Below are 22104 nucleotides of genomic sequence, written 5' to 3'. Positions count from 1 at the left end.
CTGAAGCTGGGCGTCCCCTTCGGGGTGGTGGGCTTTCTCCTGAGCGTCTCCTTCGGTGTGCTGGCTCGACAGGCAGGGTTCAGCGTCGTACAGGCCAGCGTCACCGCGATGATCGTCTTCGCCGGCTCGGCGCAGTTCGCCGCGCTGTCCGTGATCACCGTCGGAGGCGGCATCCCGGCGGCCTTGACCGCAGGAAGCCTGATGAATGCGCGCTTCTTGGCCATGGGCATCGCGCTGGCGCCGTCGTTGCCAGGCGGCCCGATGAAGCGGGCTGCGCAGGGGCAGGCCGTCGTCGACTCGTCGTGGGCGCTCGCCAATCGTGGCGACGGCACCTTCGACCGGTGGCTCCTGTTCGGCACGACGCTCCCGCAGTACCTCACCTGGACGCTCGGCTCGGTCGTCGGCGCGATCTTCGGAAACGCTCTCGGTGACACGCACCGGCTGGGCCTCGACGCGATCTACCCCGTGTTCTTCCTGTCGCTCCTGATCGCGGAGCTCCGGGACACGTCCTCCCGCTGGGTGGCGGTCGGCGGCGGCCTCCTCGCGCTCGCTCTGGTGCCGATCAGTCCTCCGGGCGTCCCGATCCTGGCTGCGAGCGCCGTGACGCTCATCGGTCTGGTGCGGAGGGAGAGATGACGCTGACCTACACCCAGGTCTGGATGCTCATCTTCGGCCTTGCCGCACTCACGGCGCTGATCAAGTCGCTGGGTCCGGTACTCCTCGGCGGCCGGGAGCTGCCGCCATGGTTCTCCCGCGTGGTCGTGCTGATGGCGCCCACGCTCCTGAGCGCGCTGGTCGTGACCTCGGTGTTCGCCAGCGGACGCTCATGGTCGGTGGGTGCCCACACCGTCGGCGTTGCAGTAGCCGCGTTGATGCTCTGGCGACGTTGCTCACTGGTGCTGTGCGTCGTCGTGGCAGTCCTCGTCACTGCCGGGCTGCGGGCGATCTGAGACCCCCCATCCGCGTCGTCTCACGTCCCCATCGGTCGCGCTCCATTTGATCGATCCAATACCCGCCCCCAGACTGGAGGTCACAGCCAGGCCACTCGCGATTCCAAGGGGTAGTCCATGACGAACCAGACCCGCCTGACCGACGAGCTCAACGCCCTCTACGCCAACTACGTCGAGTCCATCAACGATGCTGTCGCGGCCGATGACCTCGCCCTCGCTGCCGAGCTCGCTGACTCCTACGACCGGGACGCGATCGTGCTGATGGCCGAGCGAGAGGGGCGCCAGGACCTGCTGCCCCACTTCGGTCTGACGCAGGATGGTGGCCGCCTCAGCGTGCAGCGCGACACGCCGCTGCGCCGTCTCGTGAAGAGCGTCGCTGCACTGCGCTCCGCCTGAGCGACCACGACCGAGCCGCACGGCCTCGACGGCGCTCCCCCGTCGAACGGCCGGGCAGCGGGAGACGTGGGGCTGTTCAGCCGAACAACTCTCCCAGCCAGTGCTCCTTCTTCTTGCCTCGGTATCCGCTCGACCCCTCCGAGCGGCGGTCCCGGTCGTCGTACGCGGGTCGGGTGCGGCTCTGCTCGTCATGGGTGGGCCCGGGAGGGCGAGCGGCAGAACGCGACACCTCAGCCTCCGCGCGTTCGAGGATCTTGTCGAGCTCACCGCGGTCGAGCCACACGCCACGGCACTCCGGGCAGTAGTCGATCTCCACGCCGGCGCGCTCGCTCATGACGAGGGTCGCTGAATCGGTGGGGCACTTCATTGGGGATCCTCCTTGGCACGGGCAACTCCACCCAGCCTAGGTCGGCGCTGCGCGTGCCCACCTGCGCCGCCCGAGAGCGGCGTGGGTGCTGGTAGAACGAGGCATGGCCATCGATGCTCTCGAACCGCACCCGCTCGTCCGCCTGCTCGGCATCCCGGCCGCCGACTTCACCGGCAGCGACCTCGTCCGCGCCGTCGAGCAGCTGGAGCTCCGGCAGGTGAACCTGCGCTACGTCGGGGGCGACGGCAGGCTCAAGACGCTGGCCTTCCCGATCAACTCGCGCGACCACCTGCTCGAGGTGCTGACGCGCGGCGAGCGGGTCGACGGCTCCAGCGTCTTCGCCTCGACCGACACCGACGCCAGCGACGTCTACATCGTGCCGCGCCACCGGACCGCCTTTCTCAACCCCTTCGGCGATCGGCCCTCTCTCGACGTCCTGTGCTCGTTCTACGACAAGGACGGCGAACCGCTGTCCTACGCGCGTGAGCAGATCGTTCGACGTGCAGCCGTCGCGCTGACCGAGGAGACGGGGCTGACCCTCGAGGCCCTCGGCGAGCTGGAGTACTACCTCGTCGACGAGCCCGAGCGGATCTATCCCGTCGAGGAGGAGCGCGGCTACCAGGAGTCGGCGCCCTTCTCGAAGGGCCAGCAGGTCCGCGAGCAGGTGCTCGGGCACCTCACTGCGATGGGCGTTGCCGTGAAGTACGTCCATGGCGAGGTCGGCAACATCCTCGAGGTCGACCGACAGCTCGTGCAGCACGAGATCGAGTTCCAGCCCGCGCCGATCGAGCAGGCCGCCGACAACCTCGTCCTGGCCAAGTGGGTGGTGCGCGAGGTCGCCTACGCGCACGGCCTCGAGGCCACCTTCGCCCCTTCGGTGAGCGGTGCAGGGGCGGGCAACGGCCTGCACATCCACAGCCGTCTGGTGCGCAACGGCGCCAGCGTCATCGTCCGCAAGGACGGCCTCAACGACACCGGACGTCGACTGATCGCCGGATACCTCTCGGCGGCCAAGGCGCTGACGGCCTTCGCGAACACCGTCCCGACGTCGTACTTGCGGTTCACCGACGGCGACGAGTCACCCGAAGGGATCTGCTGGGGCGAGCGCGACCGCAGCGGGCTCGTCCGGGTGCCCCTTGCCTGGCGTGGGAACGTGCTGCCCGCCATGGTCGCCCACGCCAACCCCGGCAGTCCCCGTGCCGCAGAGTCGATCATCGAGCCGGCAACAGACCCGCAGACGATCGAGCTCCGGCTCGGTGACGGCTCCGCCGACGTACACCTGCTCCTGGCCGGGATGGCGGTCGCGGCACGCCGGGGGCTGACCGACCCGGACGCTCTCGACGTGGCCGAGCGGCTGAACACGGCCGACCACGACGACTTCGACCAGCTTCCGACCTCCTGCGCCGAGTCGGCCGACCTGCTCGAGGCCGACCGTGACGTGTTCGAGGCCGACGGCGTGTTCCCCAGCCTGCTGATCGACGGGATCCTCTCGCAGCTGCGCGAGCATGACGACGCGAAGCTCCTCACGACGGTCGCCAAGGACGACGCCGCGCGCGACGAGCTCGTCCGAAAGCACTGGCACGTGGGCTGAGCGCGACGCTCGACCCACGGCTGGGCCGCGTCAGCCGCGGCGGCGGCGGATCTCGGCGTTGACCGCCGGGATGATCTCGTGGAGGTCGCCGATGACGGCATGGGTGGCCTTGGTGACCATCGGGGCGTCCGGGTCGGTGTTGATGGCGAGGATCGTCTTGGCGCTGCTGCACCCGGCCCAGTGCTGGATCGCACCGCTGATGCCGCAGGGGATGTAGAGGTCGGGCGAGATCCGACTGCCCGTCTGGCCCACCTGCTCGTGGTGGGGCCGCCATCCCAGGGAGGTCACCACCCGGGAGACGCCCAGCGGGGCGTCGAGCAGCTCGGCGAGCTCGAGGAGGTCCTCGAAGCCCTCCGCCGACCCGGCGCCGCGACCGGCGCCGACGACGACGCGGGCCGACTTCAAGGTGCCGGAGAGGTCGGGCTCCGGCTCATCCGTGGAGACGACCCGGGCCAGCAGGTCGGCCTCGGCGACGTCGGGCGTCTCCACGACCAGCTCACCGGCACCGGCGGTCGCGGCCGGGGTGGCCTCCACCGCGTGGCCGGCGAGCGTGAAGATCGCCGGCCGCTGGGACAGGCTCATCTCCTCGAGCGCGGCGCCGCCGACGACCTGGCGGGTCACCGTGAAGGGCGACAGGCTGCTGAACGACACCACGTTGGCGGCCATCGGGAGCCCGGACCGCGCGGCGACGTGGGCCAGGACCTCGTTGCCGCGCGAGGTTCCGGCCGCGGTGACGACGACCGCCCCCGCACGCTCGCGCACCGCCATCAGTCCGGCCGCCCACGCGGCGCCGGAGAACGACTCGTACGCCGGACCGGCGAGGGCGTGCACGCGGCGTGCGCCGTACGACGCCAGGGTGCCGACGAGCGCGTCGTCGGTGTGGCCGACGACGACCGCGTCCATCGGCACACCGCCTCCGGCGGCGGCGAGGTCGCGCGCGAAGGTCATCGCCTCGAGCGAGGTCTCCACGACCTCCCCCGCCGGCGTCACCTCGACCAGGACGACGATCATCGCGCGAGCACCCCCAGCTGCTCGAAGAGGTCGACGACCGCGGGTGCGCTCGACGGGCCCTCGCCCAGCACCTGCACGGTCGACGCGGAAGGAGGCGGCAGCACCAGACGGACGCGGGACGGTCCGATCGGGTCCGCCGTGGGCCGACGCTCCTCGATCGGCGCCTTCTTGGCCTTCATCCGGCCCGGCACGCTCGGGTAGCGGGGCTCCACCCCGCCCTCGAGGACGGTGACGACCGCAGGCAGGGGGAGGCGGAAGGTCTCGTGGCCGTCCGGCCCGGACCCGGTGGCCGTGACCTCGCCGTCCGCGACCGTGACCGTGCTGACGCCGTTGACGACGGGCCAGCCCAGCTCGTAGGCGAGGCGGATACCGACCTGGAAGTCGCCGGAGTCGGCCGCGTCGTTGCCGAGCAGCACCAGCTCGTGGGGCGTGCCCGCCGCCTCGTGGTCGCGCACGACGGCGGCGATCTCGCGGGCGACGTCGGCCGGTCCGAACGCCTGCGGGTCGGCCACGACGTGAGTGGCTGCGGTGCAGCCCACCGCGAGCGCGGCGCGGAGCTGCTCCACGGCGTCGTCGTCCCCGAGCGTCATGACGGTCGCCGCGCCACCGTCGGCGGCGATGCGGACGGCGAGCTCGACCGCACACTCCTCGTGGGCGCTCGTCGTGAAGCCGGCGTACCGCCCGTCGACGCCCTGGGCGTCCTCGGTGAGGACGACCTCGCTCGTCGCGTCGACGACGCGCTTGACGCAGACCAGAGGACTGGTCATCGAATTCGCTCGTTGGAGGGGTCGAGGAGCGGGGTGGCGTCGACCGAGCCGACGGTGACCGGGTAGAGCTCCTCCATGTAGGACACGGCGAGCTGGTTGCCGATGACGGCCTGGTCGGGCGGCAGGTAGGCGAGCAGCACGTGCTTGCCGAGTGACGGCGCCGACCCGGCGCTGGTGACGTAGGGGTGGTGCCCGTGGCCGTCGGTGAGCGTGCCGCCGTCGCGCGTCAGGATCGGCTCGCCGCCGAGCATGTAGCGCCGCATGCCGGAGGCGGACGTGTGGTCGTCGACGGTCAGGGTGCACAGCACGGTGCTGGGAGCCGCCTCCCGCTGCGCGAGGTAGGCCTCCTTGCCGACGAAGTCGGCCGCCTTCACCTTGGGCCGCTGCATGCCGGCCTCGATGATGGTGCGCTCGCCGTCGAGCTCGGCGCCGTAGGCCCGGTAGCCCTTCTCGATGCGGCCGGTCGTGCCGTAGACGCCGATGCCGGCGGGCACCGCACCGTGCGGCGCGCCCGCCTCGAGGAGGGCCTCCCAGACTCCGGCGGCGTGCTCCATCGGGACGTAGAGCTCCCAGCCCAGCTCGCCGACGTAGGAGATGCGGGAGGCGAGGACGGAGGTGCCGGCGAGCTCGATCTCCCGGCAGGTGAGGAAGCCGAACCCGGCGTCGGAGACGTCGTCGGACGTCAGCGAGGAGACGATGTCGCGTGCTCGCGGTCCCCAGATGCCGATGGTGGACACGTCGTCGGTGAGGTCGGTGAGCGTCGTGGAACCGGTCTCGGGCAGGTGCCCCGAGAACCAGGCCCGGTCGGCCATGCCGTGCGCGCCGCCGGTGACGACCCGGAAGTGCTCGTCGCCCAGTCGCATCACCGTGAGGTCGGAGCGGAAGCCACCCTTCGCGTCCAGGACCGGCGTGTAGACGACCTTGCCGACCGCGACGTCGCACTGGGCGACGCAGGTCTTCTGCACCACGTCGAGCGCCTCGGGACCGACGATGTCGAAGATGCAGAACGCCGACAGGTCGATCACCGCGGCCGCCTCGCGCATGCGGAGGTGCTCGGCGTTGATGATCGGGCTCCACCAGCGGGAGTCCCACTCGTGCTCGCGCGGCATCACCGCGTCGCCGTACGCCTCGAGCAGGGACGCGTTGGTCTCGTACCAGAACGGGCGCTCCCACCCGGCGGTCTCGAAGAAGACGGCGCCGAGCTTCTCCTGCGAGTCGTGCATCGGGGAGAGGCGCTGGTCGCGGTCGGACTCGTACTGCTCGCCCGGGTGCACGATGCCGTAGGTCTTGATGAAGGACTCCGTGGTGCGCAGCCGGGTGTGCTCGCGGCGCTTCTGGTGCTCGTGGAAGCGCGCGATGTCGCTGTGGTGCAGGTCGATCTCGGAGTGGCCGTCGGTCATCCACTCGGCCACCGCGCGGCCGACGCCCGGGCCCTCCTTGATCCAGACCGCTGCAGCCGTCCAGAGCCCGGCGACCTCGCTCTCGCCCAGGATCGGGTTGCCGTCGCAGGTCAGCGAGAGCAGGCCGTTGATGGCGTAGCGCATCTCCGCACCCTCGGCGCCCAGCAGCTCGGGCATCAGCTCGTAGGCCTGCTCGAGCTGCGGGTCGAAGTCGTCCTCGGTGAACGGCATCTCCGTCGGCGAGAGCTTGGCCTGCTCGATCGAGGGGATGTCCTCCGGCTCGTGGAGGATCGCGCGGTGGGCGTAGGAGCCGACCTCCATGTCGGCGCCGTGCTGGCGCTCGTAGCAGAAGGTGTCCATGTCGCGGACGATCGGGAAGGAGATCTCCCCCTCCTTCTCCGCCAGCTGCGGGCAGGGTCCCACGCTGATCATCTGGTGCACCGCTGGGGTCAGCGGGATGCTGACGCCGGCCATGTCGCCGAGCTTGGGGCTCCACACACCGGCCGCGATCACCACCACGCTGGTCTCGATGTCGCCGCCGGACGTCCGCACCCGGGTGATCCGGCGCCGGCCGTTGGGCCCCTCCTCGGTGTCGAGGCCGGTGACCTCCACCGTGGGTACGACGGTGAGCTCGCCCGTGGCCAGGGCGCGCTCGCGCATGATGGTGCCGGCGCGCAGCGAGTCGACCACGCCCACCCCGGGCGTCCAGAACGCGCCGATGAACTGGTCCTCCTCGATGAAGGGCACCTTCTCCTTCACGAAGGCCGGGCTGACGAGCTCGGCCTCGATCCCCCAGGCCTTCGCGCTGGACATGCGGCGCCGCAGCTCCTCCATGCGCTCCTCGGTGCGAGCGATCTCGAAGCCGCCGGACTGCGTGAAGACCCCCATCTCCTGGTACTGCGCGACCGAGTCGAGCGTCAGGTCGGTGATCTCGCGCGAGTGGTCGACGGTGAAGATGAAGTTGGACGCGTGACCCGTCGACCCGCCGGGGTTGGGCAGTGCGCCCTTGTCGATCTGCACGACGTCGGTCCACCCGAGCCGGGTGAGGTGGTGCACGAGGCTGTTGCCGACGATGCCGGCACCGATCACGACGACACCTGCGGTCGTGGGGACGTCTGCCATGGCGGATCTCCTGGAGGCTGCTACGTCGGCGAGTTGCGCATCACGCAACGGGTTGCGTCATACGCGATTGCTCGAAATGTACGCTGCCGCCCCGGAGCACTGTCAAGGGGTGCTCGGGACGGCAGCGGACGGCGGCCGGGGCGGGCGGCGAGCCCTCAGGCCTTCAGGTCCTCCTCGGGCGGGCCGGTGACCTCCTCAGGGTCCGCGCCGAGCGCGGCCAGGGCCACCGAGTGGTTCTCCACCGAGTCGTACTTCTGGGCGTGCAGCACGGCCTTGCGTACCCGCGACGGGAGCGTCGACTCGTAGGGCTCCTCGCGCAGGGCCTTCATCAGGGACACGCACATCGCGCAGATGATCAGCATGAACGGCCCGGCCACGATGATCACGAGTGTCTGCAGCGCACCGAGCCCGCCGGAGAACAGCAGCACCCCCGCCACCGCCCCCTGGGCGACGCCCCAGAAGATCACCAGCCAGCGCATCGGCTCCTCCTTGCCGTGCTGGCTCAGCATGCCCATGACGATCGAGGCCGAGTCGGCCCCGGTGATGAAGAAGATCGCGACGAGGAACACCGCCAGCACGACCGTGATGCTCGACAGCGGGTACTCCCGCAGCGTGTCGAACAAGGCACCCTCGGTGCCTTCCTCCGCGAGCACCGCGCCCAGGTCCTTCGCACCGGAGAGCTGCAGGTCGAACGCCGAGCCGGCCAGGATCGAGAACCAGACGAACGAGATCAGGCTCGGCGCCAGGATCACGTAGACGACGAACTGCCGGATCGTTCGTCCCTTGGAGATCCGGGCGATGAACATCCCGACGAAGGGCGTCCAGGAGATCCACCACGCCCAGTAGAAGATCGTCCACGCGTCGAGGAACTCGCTGCCGCCGAACGCCCCGGTGCGGAACGCCATGGTCGGCAGGTGCGTGAGGTAGCCGCCGAGGGACTCGGTGAAGGTGCTGAGGATGAAGACCGTCGGGCCGACGACGAAGAGGAAGAAGACCAGCAGCAGGGCCGCGATGGCGTTGGCGTTGGAGAGGAACTGCACACCCTTCTCGATGCCGGTCACGGCGGAGAGCACGAAGCAGGTGGTCAGGACGGCGATCACGGTGACCGTCAGCCACCTGGACTCGCCGGTGGAGAACACGTCGTCGAGGCCTCCGGTGATCTGCAGGGCGCCCAGGCCGAGGGAGGTGGCGGAGCCGAACAGCGTCGCGAAGATGGCGATGACGTCGATGGCCTTGCCGGGGCCCTCCGTCACGCGGCGCCCCAGGAGCGGACCGAACGCGCCCGACACCAGGTTGCCGGTGCCCTTGCGGTAGGCGAAGTACCCGATCGCGAGGCCGATCACGGCGTACATGGACCACGGGTGGAATCCCCAGTGGAAGAACGCGTACTCCATCGCGACCCGGGCGCTGTCGGGGGTCGACGGGTCGCCCCGGCCCGGTGGGATGCTGGAGGGGTCCGTCGCGGTGAGGTAGGTGAGCGGCTCGGCGACTCCCCAGAACATCAGGCCGATGCCCATGCCCGTCGCGAACATCATCGAGACCCACGAGAACGTCGAGAACTCCGGCTCGGAGTCGTCCGGACCGAGCCTGATGTTGCCGTACCGGGTCACCGCGAGGTAGCCGGAGAAGAGCAGGAACGACGCGCTCACCAGGATGAACAGCCAGCCGAACGTGGTCTCCAGCCACCCGAGCAGCTCACTGGTGGTCGTGCCCATCCCCTCCGAGTCGACGATCCCCCAGACGAGGAACGCGATGGCGAGCGCGGCCGCGACGCCGAAGGTCACCTTGTCGAGCGACAGGTCGCGGCCCTCCCTGTGCGGAGGGACCAGGGATTCACCGACAGGTTCCTTGAGCGCCATGCTGCCTACCCGTCCGGTTGCGTCTTGCGCAACCTAGTGCGTGACTTGCAACGAACGTACGATGTCCCGGCCCCGGGCGACTGTCAAGGGCCGCCCGCGGCCGGGACATCGATCAGCAGCCTCAGGGGAGCCAGGCGTCGACCTTGTCCTGGTTGTCCTCGATCCACTTGGCGGCAGCGTCCTCGGGGGACATGCCGTCCGAGGCGATGTAGCCGGCCACGACGTTCTGGTCCTCGTTGGTCCAGGTGAAGTTCTGCACCAGGTCGACGGCCGTGGAGTCGGACGCCGCCCACTCCGTGCCGACGATCTTCTTCAGCTCGGTCTCCGGGTAGTCGCAGGCCACGTCCTGCGGGTCGTCCTGGCAGCCCTCCTCGTACGGCGGCAGCGCCACCTTGACGAGCGGCACCTCGGCCATGAAGTACTGCGGCTCGTAGAAGTAGCCGATCAGGAACTCCTTGTTCTCCTCCGCCTTGCGGAACGCCTCGATGCTCGCGGCCTCCGAGCCGGAGAAGACGACCTTGAAGTCCAGGTCGAGGTTGCTCACGATGGCCTCGTCGAACTGGACGTACGACGGGTCGGCGCCGAGGAACTGGCCCTTGCCGTCGGACTCCGACGTGGCGAAGTCCTGCGCGTAGTCGTTGAGGTTCTCCCAGTCGGTGATGTCGGGGTGCTCCTCCGCGAGCCACGGCGGGACGTACCAGCCGATGATGCCCACGTTGCCCTGCGGGCCCATGTCCATCGCGGTGCCGTCGCCCTCACCCTCGAAGAACTTCTTCTCCAGGTCGGGGTGGCCCCAGTCCTCGATGACGACGTCGACCTCCCCGGTGCCGAAGCCCTGCCAGGAGACGTCCTCCTTGAGCTCCTTGTACTCGACGGTGCAGCCCAGCTGGTCCTGCGCGACGGTGCCCACGACGTACGCGCTGGCCTCGTAGCCCACCCACGGGTTGACGGCCATCTGGAGGTCCCCGCACTCGCCGCCACCCTCCGCGGCCTGCGACTCGTTGGCCTCGGTGGCGTCGTCGACGGATCCGCCTCCACAGGCGGAGACGGCCAAGGTGGCGGCCGCGGCGAGGGCCCCCAGGCGCGCCCCCCGGCTTCTGGCAATCCTCATGATGCTGCTCCTCTGATCTCGTGTTCGGTTCGTGAACTCTGCGGCGGTCACCGGGGCGGCCCGATGGGCAACCGGGTGTTGAAGGCGCGTCGGGGGCCCGGCCCGTCGTCGCGCCGCATGTCGGCGGCCGCCCGGGTGATCCGGTCCAGCATCACGCCGAGCAGGACGATGGTGATCCCGGCGGCGGCGCCCTTGCCCCACGCCTCGCTCCGGGAGAAGCCGTAGACGACGTCGTAGCCGAGTGCGCCGGCGCCCACGAGTCCGCCGATGACGGTCATCGACAGCACGTAGAGCAGCCCCTGGTTGGTGGCGAGCACCAGCGAGCCCCGGGCCATCGGCAGCTGCACCTTGGTGATCTCCTGCCAGGTCGTCTGGCCGGTGGAGCGGCCCGCCTCGATGGTCGTGGGCGAGACGGCCTTGACGCCGTCGGCGACCAGCTTGATGGCGGCCGGCGCGGCGTAGACGATGCCGGCCACGATGGCGGTGAAGCGGGACGGACCGAAGAGGGCGAGCACCGGGATCAGGTAGACGAACGGCGGGATCGTCTGCCCGGCGTCGAGCAGCGGCCTGATGCCGAGGTCCATCCGACGGTCGCGCGCCATCCAGACGCCGAAGACCAGGGCCAGGACCATCACCAGGACGGTGGCGACCAGGGTCATGGTCAGGGTGATCATCGCGTCGTGCCACAGGTCGAAGAACCAGATGCCGGTGAGGCAGACGAGGGTGGAGACCAGAGCGCGCACACCCCCGAACACCATGGCCAGCGCGGCGATGGCGACGAAGGAGACGTACCACGGCGACTCGGCCAGCAACGACTGCATGGGGTTGAGGAGCCAGGTGGTGACGGCGTCCTTGAAGGCTCCGGTGACACCCCCGAACGTGTCGGTGACCCAGTCCATGACCTCGTTGACACCGTCGGCGAGCCGGTCGCCGAGCGTGTAGACCGGGAACTCGGCAAGGCTGAGATAGGTGCGGGAGAGGTAGACCGCCACGAGGGTCGCGACAGCGCCGACCGCGAGGACGATGCGCCGCACGCGTACGTTGCCGCCGCCGCCGCGGGCGACCTTCTCCGCGCGCTCGCTCGCCGCCGTGGTGGTGCGGTCGAGCATCACGGCCATCACCACGATCAGCACGCCCGGCACGAAGGCGGCGCCGACGTCGTTGATGCGCAGGCCGGCGAGGACGGGCTTGCCCAGGCCGGGGCCGTTGACGAACGCCGCCAGGGTGGCCATCGAGAGCGCGGCCAGCGTCGTCTGGTTGAGACCGACGATGATCGTCTTGCGCGCCATCGGGAGCTGCACCTTGCGCAGCCGTTGCCAGGAGGTCTGCCCCGCGGAGTCCGTGGCCTCGATGGTCGTGGTCGACACCTCCCGGATCCCGAACCCGGCGATCCGGACCAGGGGCGGGAGCGCGTAGAAGATCGTGCTCACGACGGCCGCGCTGACACCGATGCCGAAGAACAGCACGACGGGCAGGAGGTAGACGAAGGTCGGCATCGTCTGCAGCAGGTCCAGGACGACGGTGACCACCTTGTTGGCCCGCGGGCTGGTGCCGATCAGGACCGCCAGCGGCATCCCGATGACCACGACGATGACGACCGAGATGCCGGTGACGATCAGCGTGTCGAGCGAGTCCTGCCAGAAGCCGAGGAGGCCGAAGGAGAGGAAGGAGAGGCAGGCCAGCACCGCGATGCGCCAGCTGGCGATCATCAGACCGACGTACGTCGCGATCGCGACCACGCCGAGCCAGCCGATCTCCGGCACCGGTCGCGGCGGGTTGGGCACCACGAACATCCGCTGGAGCCACTCGAAGGCGCTGCGGAGCAGGTCGGCGATGGCGTTGGTGAACTGCATGACCGGGTTGGTGTCACGGCCGGCGAGCAGCGCGTTGTTGATCTCCGTGAGCTCGTCGTGCAGGTCGGTGCGCGCCACACCGGGCAGCGCCAGCGTGTCCGTCCCCTGGGTGAAGAACCAGACCACGATCCACACCGCGACGACGCCGGCCGCCGGGATCCACCGGCTGACCCGGGTGCGTTCGGGCGGCGGCGGCTCGGCCCCGGGCTCGACCGGCTTCGGGGCCGCCGGCGCCGGGGCCGTCGTGGTCACACCGCCTCCTCGGCCACGACGACCCGCATGATGTCCTCCTCGTCGACGACGCCGACGAGGCGGTCACCGTCGAGGACCCGGATCGGTGCGTCGGAGGCGATCGCAGCGCGGGCGGCCTGGCGCACGATGGTCGAGACGGGCAGCGTCGGTCCGTCCATCGACTCCCCCGGACGCGGGTCGCGCATCACCCACTTCAGCGTGAGCACGTGCGCCTTCGGCACCTCGGAGACGAAGTCCTTGACGTAGTCGTCGGCGGGCTGGGCCACCACCTCGTCGGGCGTGCCGATCTGCACGATCGCCCCGTCGCGCAGGATCATGATCCGGTCGCCGAGCTTGAGCGCCTCGGCCAGGTCGTGGGTGATGAAGACCATCGTCTTGCCGAGCTCGCGGTGCAGCCGGATGACCTCGTTCTGCATGTCGCGCCGGATCAGCGGGTCGAGCGCCGAGAACGGCTCGTCGAAGAGCAGCATCTCGGGGTCGCCGGCCAGGGCCCGGGCCAGCCCGACCCGCTGCTGCATGCCGCCGGAGAGCTGGTCGGGGTAGGACATCTCGTATCCCGTCAGCCCGACGAGGTCGACGATCTCGGACGCCCTCTCCCGGCGCTCCTTCTTGGGGACGCCCCGCACCTCGAGGCCGTACGCGACGTTGTCGATCACCTGGCGGTGCGGCAGCAGGCCGAAGTGCTGGAAGACCATCGACACCTGGGTACGACGGACGTCGCGCAGCTGGCTCTCCGAGGCCGAGGTGATGTCCATCCCGTTGAGGCTCACCGTGCCGCTGGTCGGCTCGATCAGCCGCGTCAGCAGCCGGACCAGCGTGGACTTGCCGGAGCCCGACAGCCCCATCACGACGAAGACCTCCCCCGGCGCGACCTCGAAGGAGACGTCACGGACCCCGACCACGTTGCCGGTCTTGGTCTTGAGCTCGGCACGCGACAGCTCGGCGTCGGGGGTGCCGATGACCTTGTCCGAGCGCGGGCCGAAGATCTTCCAGAGACTGTCGACCGACAGGGCTGCCGTCATGACTGCTCCTCCACGAGCTGGTGGGCGGGACCGCCGACGTCGCGGTTGCGGGGATCGCCGGGCGGGTACAGCGGCACACCGTCACGGTGACGGTAGAACGGGACGTCCGCGGGTGGCAGCGGCGTGTTGCCCGCGATCAGGTCGGCCGCCTTCTCGGCGACCATCATCACGGGGGCGTAGATGTTGCCGTTGGTGACGAACGGGAAGACGCTGGCGTCGACGACCCGCAGGCCCTCGGTGCCGTGCACGCGCATGCTGGTGGGGTCGGTGACCGCCAGGTCGTCGGTGCCCATCTTCGCGGTGCACGAGGGGTGGAGCGCGGTCTCGGCGTCCCTGCGCACCCAGTCGAGGATCTCCTCGTCGGTCGACACCCCCTGCCCGGGCGAGAGCTCGCCGCCGTTGAACGGTGCGAAGGCGGGCTGGTTGAGGATGTCGCGCGCCACCCTCACGGCCTCGACCCACTCGCGACGGTCGTTGTCGGTGGACAGGTAGTTGAAGAGCATCCTCGGCTTCTGCCGTGGGTCCGTCGAGGAGATGCGCACCCACCCGCGGGTGTCGGCGTACATCGGGCCGATGTGGACCTGGTAGCCGTGGGCGTACTTGTCCTGCCCGGCCGGCGCCGAGCCGTCGTAGCGGATCGCGATGGGCAGGAAGTGGAACATCAGGTTCGGCCAGTCGACGTCCTCGTTGGACCGGCAGAAGCCCCCGCCCTCGAAGTGGTTGGAGGCCGCGGTGCCGGTGCGCCGGAGCAGCCACTCCAGGCCGATCCGGGGGCGGTTGCGCCACTTGAGGCCCTCCACGATGGAGACGGGCAGGAGCGAGGAGTACTGGATGTAGACCTCGAGGTGGTCCTGCAGGTTCTCCCCCACGCCCGGTAGGTCCTGCACCATCTCGACGCCCAGCGGGCGCAGGTGCTCGGGGTTGCCGATCCCCGAGAGCTGCAGCAGCTGCGGGGAGTTGATGGCGCCGCCGCACAGGATGACCTCGCCGGCCCGGACGTGCTCCTGCCGACGGCCGGCGCGGAGGTAGTCGACGCCGACGGCGCGGCGGCCCTCGAAGCGGATCCGCGTGGCGTGGGCGAAGGTCTCGACGGTGAGGTTCCTGCGCTTCATCACCGGGTGCAGGTAGGCCCGCGCGGCGGACATCCGCACGCCCTTGACGATGTTGCGGTCGAAGCGCCCGAAGCCCTCCTGGCGGTAGCCGTTGACGTCGTCGGTCAGCGGGTACCCGGCCTGCTGGGCGGCCTCGAAGAACGCACTGAAGAGCGGGTTGGTCGCCGGGCTGCGCTCGAGCTTCAGCGGTCCCGACCCGCCGCGCCACGCGTCGGCCCCGACCTGTCCGTCGGGCAGGACGAGCGACTCCATCCGCTTGAAGTAGGGCAGGCAGTGCCGGTAGTCCCACGACTCCATGCCGGGCTCGCCGGCCCATCGCTCGTAGTCCATCGGGTTGCCGCGCTGGAAGATCATCCCGTTGATCGAGGACGAGCCACCGAGCACCTTGCCGCGGGCGTGGTACACCCGGCGACCACCCATCGCCGGCTCCGGCTCGGACTCGTACCTCCAGTCGTAGAGCGGGTTGCCGATCGGGAAGGGCAGGGCCGCCGGGGCGTGGATCAGCGGGTCGAACCGGTCGGTGCGACCCGCCTCCAGCACCAGCACGGAGGTGGAGGGGTCGGCGGAGAGCCGGTTGGCGAGCGCGCAGCCGGCCGAGCCACCTCCCACGATGACGACGTCGTACCGGTCCGCTCCCATGGTCTCGCCTACCCGCCGAACCAGCGCTGCGGCACGGGGCGGATGTTGTGCCACACGTGCTTGGTCTCGCGGTACTCGTCGAGGCCCGCCTGCCCGAGCTCGCGCCCGGTGCCGGACTGCTTGTAGCCGCCCCACTCGGCCTGGGGGACGTACGGGTGGTAGTCGTTGATCCACACCGTCCCCATGCGGAGCCGCCCGGCCACCCGCTGCGCCCGCCCGGCGTCCTGGGTCCAGACGGCTCCGGCCAGGCCGTAGATGGAGTCGTTGGCGACGCGCACCGCCTCGTCCTCGTCGCGGAAGGTCTCGACGGTCAGCACCGGGCCGAAGGACTCGTCCTGGGTGACCGACATGCTGGTCGTGCAGCGGTCGAGGATCGTGGGGAGGTAGTAGAACCCGTCGGCCAGGGCGGGGTCGTCGGGGCGCGCTCCCCCGCACCGCAGCACCGCTCCCTCGGCGAGGCCGCGGGCGACGTACGCCTCCACCTTGTCGCGGTGGGCGGCACTGGTCAGCGGGCCGGTCTCGGCCTTGTCGTCGAAGGGGCCGCCCAGCCGGATCGCGCCCGCGCGCTCGACGAGAGCGTCGACGAAGGAGTCGTGGACCGACTCCTCGAGCAGCAGCCGGGCGCCCGCGGAGCAGACCTGGCCGGAGTGCAGGAAGACCGCGGTCAGGGCGAAGTCGAGGGCGACGTCGAGGTCGGCGTCCGCGAAGACGATGTTGGGGTTCTTGCCACCCAGCTCGAGGGCCACCTTCTTCACCGTCGCCGCGGCGGTCGCCATGATCGCCCGGCCCGTCTCCAGCCCACCGGTGAACGAGACCAGGTCGACGCGCGGGTCCGAGGAGAGGGGGGCGCCCGCGCTCGCGCCGGCTCCGAGCACGAGGTTGCCGACGCCCGCGGGCAGGCCGGCCTCCTCCAGGAGGCGCATCAGGTGGATCGCGGAGTGCGGCGTCAGCTCGCTGGGCTTGAGCACGAAGGTGCTCCCGGCGGCGAGGCACGGAGCGACCTTCCAGGAGACCTGCAGGAGCGGGTAGTTCCACGGAGTGATGAGGCCGCACACCCCGATCGGCTCGTGCACGACGCGGCTGACCACGTCGGGGTTCCCGGTGTCGACGACGCGCCCGGCGTCCTCGCCGGCCACCCGCCCGTAGTGGCGGAACACCGAGACCACGTCGGCGACGTCGTACTGGCTCTCGACGAAGCGCTTGCCGGTGTCGAGCGACTCCATGCGGGCCACCTCGTCGGCGTCGCGCTCGAGCAGGTCGGCCACGCGCAGGAGCAGGTCGCCGCGCTCGCGGCCGGACGTGGTCGGCCAGCCGCTGTGGTGGAAGGCCCGGTGCGCCGCCTCGATCGCAGCGGCCGTGTCCTCGGCCCCGGCCTCGTCGACCTCGGCCACCAGCGAGCCGTCCGCGGGGCACCGGATCTCGCGCCGAGCACCAGCGGCAGCGCTCGTCCACGCTCCGTCGACGTACAGCTCAGGCATCCGGACCACCTCGGCACTTGTTGCGTATGTCGCAACCGGGTGCTCCGAGCGCAACCAGCCACGTTCGCAGGATCCTGCGACGGCCCGTGGTCGTCAAGTGTTCGGCGGCGGACGTGCCGACTATCGATGACCCCAGCCCAGCCGGTGCGACACCTCACCGGCGGCCTTCTCCAGCAGCGCGATGACCTCGTCCATGCGGTCGGGGCCGAGGCGGAACGACGGGCCGGAGACGCTCATCGACGCCACCACGTCGCCATGGGCGTTGCGGACCGGGGCCGCCACGGCCGTCAGCCCGACCTCGAGCTCGTCGATCGCGACGGCGTAGCCCTGGTCCCGGACCCGGGCGAGCTCGTCGCGCAGCTCCGGGAGCCCGGTGATCGTCTGGGCGGTGTACGTCGTCAGCGCGCCGAGCGCGTGCTCGAGCTCCGTCTCGTCGAGGCCGCTCAGGAGCACCTTGCCGTTGCTGGTCGCGTGGAGCGGGATGTGCTGCCCGACCCAGTTGTGGGGCTGCAGCGCCGAGGAGCCGGCCACCTGGTCGAGGTAGAGCGCGGACCCGTCGGCGAGCACCGCGACGTTGACCGTCTCCCCGGTGTCGGCGGCTAGCTGGCGGCAGATCGGACGCGCCTCCTGCACGAGGTCGAGCCGGGCCGTGGTCGCACCGGCCAGGCGGAGGATGCCCACCCCGAGCCGGTAGCGCCCGCGGTCGCCCGTCTGCTCCACCAGCCGGTGGGACTCGAGCGTCGCCATCAGGCGGAACGCCGTGCTCTTGTGGACGCTGAGCTGGCCGGCGATCTCGGTGACCCCGGCCTCGCCGGTGCGCGCGAGCACCTCCAGGATGCTCAGCGCGCGGTCGACGGACTGGACGCCACCGCCTCCGGCGCCGGTCTCGTCGCTGTTGCGCATGGCGCGACACTAGCGCAGCAGGTGTTGCGTATCGCAAACTCTGTTTCGTCAAGCGCAACATCGGAGGGAGGCGACGTGAGCGACTTCGTCCTGACCCTGTCCTGTCCCGACCGTCCGGGGATCGTCCATGCCGTCAGCGGCTACCTGGTCGACCGGGGCGCCAACATCGTCGAGAGCCAGCAGTTCGGCGACCGGCTGACCAGCCGGTTCTTCATGCGCATCGCCTTCACCACCGCCACCCCGACCGACGCCGCTTCCCTCCGCGAGGCGTTCGTTCCGACCGCCGAGGGGTTCGGCATGCACTTCGAGCTGTGGGCGGCGGACGCGCCCTACCGGACGCTCATCATGGTGTCGAAGCACCTGCACTGCCTCAACGACCTGCTCTTCCGCGCCAGCACCGGGGCGGTGCAGATCGACATCCCGGCCGTCGTCTCCAACCACCCCGATGCCGGTCCGCTCGTGCGGTCCTACGGCATCGACTTCCACCACGTCCCCGTGACGTCGGCGACCAAGTCCGACGCCGAGGAGCAGCTCATGGCGATCGTCGACTCCACCGGCAGTCACCTCGTCGTGCTGGCCCGCTACATGCAGGTGCTGTCCGACGACCTGTGCCGCCGGCTCTCCGGACGCGCGATCAACATCCACCACTCGTTCCTGCCGAGCTTCAAGGGTGCCCGGCCCTACCACCAGGCCTTCGACCGCGGGGTCAAGCTGGTGGGCGCGACGGCGCACTACGTCACCGCCGACCTCGACGAGGGACCCATCATCGAGCAGGACGTCCTGCGCGTGGACCACGGCTACGACCAGGACCAGCTCGTCGCGGCAGGACGCGACGTGGAGGCACAGGTCCTGTCCCGCGCCGTGCGCTGGCACGCGCAGTCGCGCGTCCTGCTCAACGGCGACCGCACCGTCGTCTTCCGCTGACGCCTCAGCAACCATCCGAAGGAGCACCATGCAGTCCGACATCGAGATCGCCAACGCCGCCGTCCTGCGGCCCATCCGCGAGATCGCGGACGAGACGCTGGGGATAGCCGAGGAGCACCTGGTGCCCTACGGCCACTACAAGGCGAAGGTCGACATCGGCTACCTCACCTCCCTGGCCGACCGCCCCCTCGGCAAGCTGGTCCTGGTCACGGCGCTGTCCCCGACCCCGCCGGGCGAGGGCAAGACGACCACCACCGTCGGGCTCACCGACGCGCTCCACGGCCTGGGCCACCGCACGGTCGCCTGCCTGCGCGAGCCGTCCATGGGACCCGTCTTCGGCATGAAGGGCGGTGCGGCCGGCGGCGGCTGGAGCCAGGTCGTGCCGATGACCGACATCAACCTGCACTTCACCGGCGACTTCGCCGCGATCGCCGCGGCCAACAACCTGCTCGCGGCCCTCATCGACAACCACGTCCACCACGGCAACGAGCTCGACATCGACGTGCGCAGCGTGACGTGGAAGCGCGTGCTCGACACCAACGACCGCGCCCTGCGCGAGGTCGTCGTCGCCATGGGCGGTCACGCCAACGGCTTCCCCCGCGAGGACGGCTTCGACATCGTGGTCGCCTCCGAGCTGATGGCGATCTTCTGCCTGACCGAGTCGTGGGCCGACCTCAAGAGCCGCATCGGTGACATCGTCATCGGCTACGACCGCTCGACGAAGCCCGTCACCGCGCGCGATCTCGGTGCGCACGGCGCGATGGCGGCCCTGCTCCGCGACGCACTGGCGCCCAACCTCGTGCAGACGCTCGAGGGTGCGCCTGCCTTCGTGCACGGCGGCCCGTTCGCCAACATCGCCCACGGCTGCAGCTCGGTGATGGCTACCCGCGCCGGGCTGCGGCTGGCCGACATCGTCGTGACCGAGGCTGGCTTCGGCGCCGACCTGGGAGCGGAGAAGTTCGTCGACATCAAGTGCCGCAAGTCCGGCCTGCGCCCCGACGCGGCCGTCGTGGTCGCGACGGTGCGTGCCCTGAAGTACCACGGCGGCGTGGCCCTCGCGGACCTCGGCACCGAGGACGTCGCCGCGGTCGAGGCCGGCATGGTCAACCTGCGCCGCCACCTCGCCAACATCCGCGACGTCTACGGCATCCCCGCCGTCGTCGCGGTCAACCGCTTCCCCACCGACACCGACCAGGAGGTGTCGCGGGTCGTCGAGCTGGTCGCCGACGAGGGCGTCCAGGCGTTCCCCGCCACGCACTTCGTCGACGGCGGCAACGGCGCGAAGGGACTCGCCGAAGGCGTGCTCGCCTCGCTCGCGGAGCCGTCGCCGCACGAGTTCTCCTTCACCTACGACGACCAGCTCTCGTTGACGGCCAAGGTGGAGACGATCGCCACCCGGCTCTACGGCGCCGGGCTGGTCACGTGGGACGCCAAGGCCCGCCGCCGGCTGCAGCGCATCGAGCGCGACGGCTACTCCGGGCTCCCGGTCTGCGTCGCCAAGACCCAGTACTCGTTCTCGACCGACCCCCAGTCACTGGGCGCACCGTCGGGTCACGAGCTGCACGTGCGCGAGGTACGCCTCTCCGCCGGCGCCGGGTTCGTCGTCGTGGTCTGCGGCGACATGATGACCATGCCCGGCCTGCCGCGGGACCCGTCGGCCGCCCGCATCGACCTCGCCGACGACGGAACGATCCTCGGCCTCAGCTGACCCCCTCGCTGGTCGAGGAAGGACGAAGTCCTGCACGAGACCCGGGTCCCCTGACGGTCGCTGGGCGACCTCCTCGACCAGCGGGGGCGGTCAGTCGCCGAGCTCGGCGCGCCGGCGGATGACGTAGTCCTCGAGCTCCTCGCGGACCGCGTCGTCGAGCGCGGGCTGCTCGTAGTCCTCCAGCGTCTTCTGGTACGCGACCTGGGCGCGGTCGTTGGCGTCGTGACCACCGTTGCGCATCCACCGCTCGTAGTTCTCCGACGACGAGAGCAGCGGGCGGTAGAAGCAGGTGCGGAAGCGCTCCATCGTGTGCATCGCGCCGAGGAAGTGGCCTCCGTGGCCGACCTCCTCGTGAGCGTCGAAGGCCATCGACGCCTCGTCGATCTCGAGCGGGGTGAACTCGTGGCGGAGCATCTGGAGCAGCTCGATGTCGACGATGAACTTCTCGTAGCCCGCGACCAGGCCGCCCTCGAGCCAGCCGGCCGAGTGCATCACCCAGTTGGCGCCGGCCAGGAACGTCGGGAGGAGCGTCATCAGCGCCTCGTAGCCGGCCTGGGCGTCGGCCACCTGCGAGGAGGTCAGCCCCCCACCGGTGCGGAACGGCAGCCCGAAGTGGCGTGCGATCTGGCCCGTGCAGAGCAGCCCGAGCCCGGACTCCGGGGTGCCGAACGTCGGCGACCCCGACTGCATGTCGATGTTGGACAGGAAGGACCCGAAGATGACCGGCGTCCCGGGACGGATCAGCTGCGACAGCGCGATGCCCGACAGGGCCTCGACGATCTGCTGCACGAGAGCAGCCGGGATCGTCACGGGCGACATCGCGCCCATCAGGATGAACGGGGTCAGCACGACGGGCTGGCCGGCACCGGAGTACTCGAACTGCGCCTCGAGCATCCGGTCGTCCCAGCGCAGGGGCGAGTTGCAGTTGATCAGCGAGATCGTCGCCGGGGTCTCCTCGATGGCGTCCCGCGAGCCGAAGAGGATCGAGGTCATCGCCAAGGTGTCGGCGGCGTTGATCCCGGACACGACGTTGCCCATGTAGACCTTGTCGGTCAGCGTCTGCAGCGTGTAGGTCATGTCGAGGTGACGGCTGTCGAGCGGGGTGTCGTTGGGCTCGCAGATGACGCCGCCGGCCGAGTCGAGCACCGGGAACGACTGCGCCAGCTTGGTGAAGTTCCGGAAGTCGTCCATCGTCGCGTCGCGTCGTACGTCGCCCTGCCGCACGAACGGCGGACCGTAGACCGCGCCGAACGCCATCGAGTCGCCGCCGATGTGGATGTCGTTGTCGTGGTTGCGGGCCTGCACGTCGAACTCGCGCGGCGCCTTGGCGACCTGCTCGAGGACGAAGTCGGGATCGAGGAAGACCGTGTGGTCCTCGACCCGCTGGCCGGCCTTGCGGAACAGCTCGAGCGCGCGGTCATCCATGAACTCGACGCCGATCTCGGTCATCAGCCGCCGCCACCCCTTGTCGAGGGTGGCCATCGCCTCCTGGGACAAAACCTCGTAGCGCGGCATCGCGTTGCGGAACACGGGTCCTCCTGGGTCGCTCACGGCTCGGCGCCACTGACCCCTTGACCTCGGCTCGCGGCGGCTTCTAGCCTCATGATGTGGAACCACGGTTCCACATCATGGAACGCCT

General features: G+C 70.2%; 18 protein-coding genes. 6 read left to right on the top strand and 12 right to left on the bottom strand.

Translation table 11 applies throughout. From position 1 onward, the window contains the following. The first annotated feature begins 27 nt into the window (after positions 1–27). From ACFQW6_RS20720 to ACFQW6_RS20710, 3 genes are all read left to right on the top strand, one after another. Complete coding sequence (locus tag ACFQW6_RS20720) at positions 28–636, top strand: AzlC family ABC transporter permease (RefSeq protein ID WP_378550066.1); 609 nt, start codon at positions 28–30, stop codon at positions 634–636. Further along, positions 633–950 (top strand): AzlD domain-containing protein, encoded by a 318-nt coding sequence (locus ACFQW6_RS20715; protein ID WP_378550063.1) that lies wholly within the window; start codon positions 633–635, stop codon positions 948–950. Before ACFQW6_RS20720 ends, ACFQW6_RS20715 begins: the two co-directional genes overlap by 4 nt. Before the next feature lie 117 nt (positions 951–1067). Further along, positions 1068–1346: a hypothetical protein gene (locus tag ACFQW6_RS20710; protein WP_378550060.1), complete on the top strand. Its 279-nt coding sequence runs from the start codon at positions 1068–1070 to the stop codon at positions 1344–1346. 76 nt (positions 1347–1422) lie between these two features. Here the strand turns inward: ACFQW6_RS20710 and ACFQW6_RS20705 are convergent, their stop codons facing one another. Beyond that, the gene (locus ACFQW6_RS20705; protein WP_378550057.1) at positions 1423–1713 is read right to left on the bottom strand and encodes a zf-TFIIB domain-containing protein; all 291 of its coding nucleotides are present in this window, start codon (positions 1711–1713) and stop codon (positions 1423–1425) included. Positions 1714–1816: 103 nt separating this feature from the next. On the opposite strand from ACFQW6_RS20705, the gene ACFQW6_RS20700 reads away from it, so the two are divergent. Further along, on the top strand, positions 1817–3304 hold the full coding sequence (locus ACFQW6_RS20700) for a glutamine synthetase beta-grasp domain-containing protein (RefSeq protein WP_378550054.1): 1488 nt from the start codon (positions 1817–1819) through the stop codon (positions 3302–3304). Between the two features lie 30 nt (positions 3305–3334). Here the strand turns inward: ACFQW6_RS20700 and ACFQW6_RS20695 are convergent, their stop codons facing one another. The 10 genes from ACFQW6_RS20695 to ACFQW6_RS20650 form a co-directional block, all read right to left on the bottom strand. Then, positions 3335–4315, bottom strand: coding sequence for an electron transfer flavoprotein subunit alpha/FixB family protein (locus tag ACFQW6_RS20695; protein ID WP_378550052.1), 981 nt, complete (start codon positions 4313–4315; stop codon positions 3335–3337). Then, complete coding sequence (locus ACFQW6_RS20690; RefSeq protein WP_378550049.1) at positions 4312–5082, bottom strand: electron transfer flavoprotein subunit beta/FixA family protein; 771 nt, start codon at positions 5080–5082, stop codon at positions 4312–4314. The genes ACFQW6_RS20695 and ACFQW6_RS20690 overlap by 4 nt, the downstream gene beginning before the upstream one ends. Next, a complete protein-coding gene (locus ACFQW6_RS20685) occupies positions 5079–7604 on the bottom strand; it encodes an FAD-dependent oxidoreductase (protein ID WP_378550046.1) in 2526 nt (841 codons plus the stop codon). Before ACFQW6_RS20685 ends, ACFQW6_RS20690 begins: the two co-directional genes overlap by 4 nt. Positions 7605–7759: 155 nt before the next feature. Beyond that, on the bottom strand, positions 7760–9463 hold the full coding sequence (locus tag ACFQW6_RS20680; protein ID WP_378550044.1) for a BCCT family transporter: 1704 nt from the start codon (positions 9461–9463) through the stop codon (positions 7760–7762). A 121-nt stretch (positions 9464–9584) separates the two neighbouring features. Continuing rightward, on the bottom strand, positions 9585–10574 hold the full coding sequence (locus ACFQW6_RS20675) for an ABC transporter substrate-binding protein (protein ID WP_378550041.1): 990 nt from the start codon (positions 10572–10574) through the stop codon (positions 9585–9587). Positions 10575–10621: 47 nt separating this feature from the next. Beyond that, positions 10622–12679 carry an ABC transporter permease gene (locus ACFQW6_RS20670; RefSeq protein ID WP_378550037.1) on the bottom strand — a complete coding sequence of 686 codons (2058 nt, stop codon included), beginning with the start codon at positions 12677–12679 and terminating at the stop codon, positions 10622–10624. Continuing rightward, on the bottom strand, positions 12676–13701 hold the full coding sequence (locus ACFQW6_RS20665; RefSeq protein ID WP_378550034.1) for a glycine betaine/L-proline ABC transporter ATP-binding protein: 1026 nt from the start codon (positions 13699–13701) through the stop codon (positions 12676–12678). The genes ACFQW6_RS20670 and ACFQW6_RS20665 overlap by 4 nt, the downstream gene beginning before the upstream one ends. Continuing rightward, a complete protein-coding gene (gene betA / locus ACFQW6_RS20660) occupies positions 13698–15452 on the bottom strand; it encodes a choline dehydrogenase (RefSeq protein WP_378550031.1) in 1755 nt (584 codons plus the stop codon). The genes ACFQW6_RS20665 and betA overlap by 4 nt, the downstream gene beginning before the upstream one ends. 8 nt (positions 15453–15460) lie before the next feature. Next, the gene (locus ACFQW6_RS20655) at positions 15461–16930 is read right to left on the bottom strand and encodes an aldehyde dehydrogenase family protein (RefSeq protein ID WP_378550028.1); all 1470 of its coding nucleotides are present in this window, start codon (positions 16928–16930) and stop codon (positions 15461–15463) included. A gap of 120 nt (positions 16931–17050) precedes the next feature. Next, positions 17051–17833, bottom strand: a complete 783-nt coding sequence (locus tag ACFQW6_RS20650; RefSeq protein WP_378550025.1) for an IclR family transcriptional regulator — start codon at positions 17831–17833, stop codon at positions 17051–17053. 75 nt (positions 17834–17908) lie between these two features. Here ACFQW6_RS20650 and purU point away from each other — a divergent pair, with 75 nt between their 5' ends. Next, the gene (gene purU, locus ACFQW6_RS20645) at positions 17909–18757 is read left to right on the top strand and encodes a formyltetrahydrofolate deformylase (RefSeq protein ID WP_378550022.1); all 849 of its coding nucleotides are present in this window, start codon (positions 17909–17911) and stop codon (positions 18755–18757) included. A 28-nt stretch (positions 18758–18785) separates the two neighbouring features. Continuing rightward, positions 18786–20465: a formate--tetrahydrofolate ligase gene (locus ACFQW6_RS20640; RefSeq protein ID WP_378550019.1), complete on the top strand. Its 1680-nt coding sequence runs from the start codon at positions 18786–18788 to the stop codon at positions 20463–20465. Positions 20466–20555: 90 nt separating this feature from the next. Here ACFQW6_RS20640 and ACFQW6_RS20635 read toward each other — a convergent pair whose 3' ends face one another. Continuing rightward, positions 20556–22082, bottom strand: coding sequence for a trimethylamine methyltransferase family protein (locus ACFQW6_RS20635; RefSeq protein WP_378550016.1), 1527 nt, complete (start codon positions 22080–22082; stop codon positions 20556–20558). Positions 22083–22104: the final 22 nt, after the last annotated feature.

Source organism: Nocardioides sp. GCM10028917 (assembly GCF_042666175.1).
Taxonomy (GTDB): domain Bacteria; phylum Actinomycetota; class Actinomycetes; order Propionibacteriales; family Nocardioidaceae; genus Nocardioides.
Note: the sequence above shows the minus strand (reverse complement) of the source record. Positions and strands in the feature narration are given on the sequence as shown.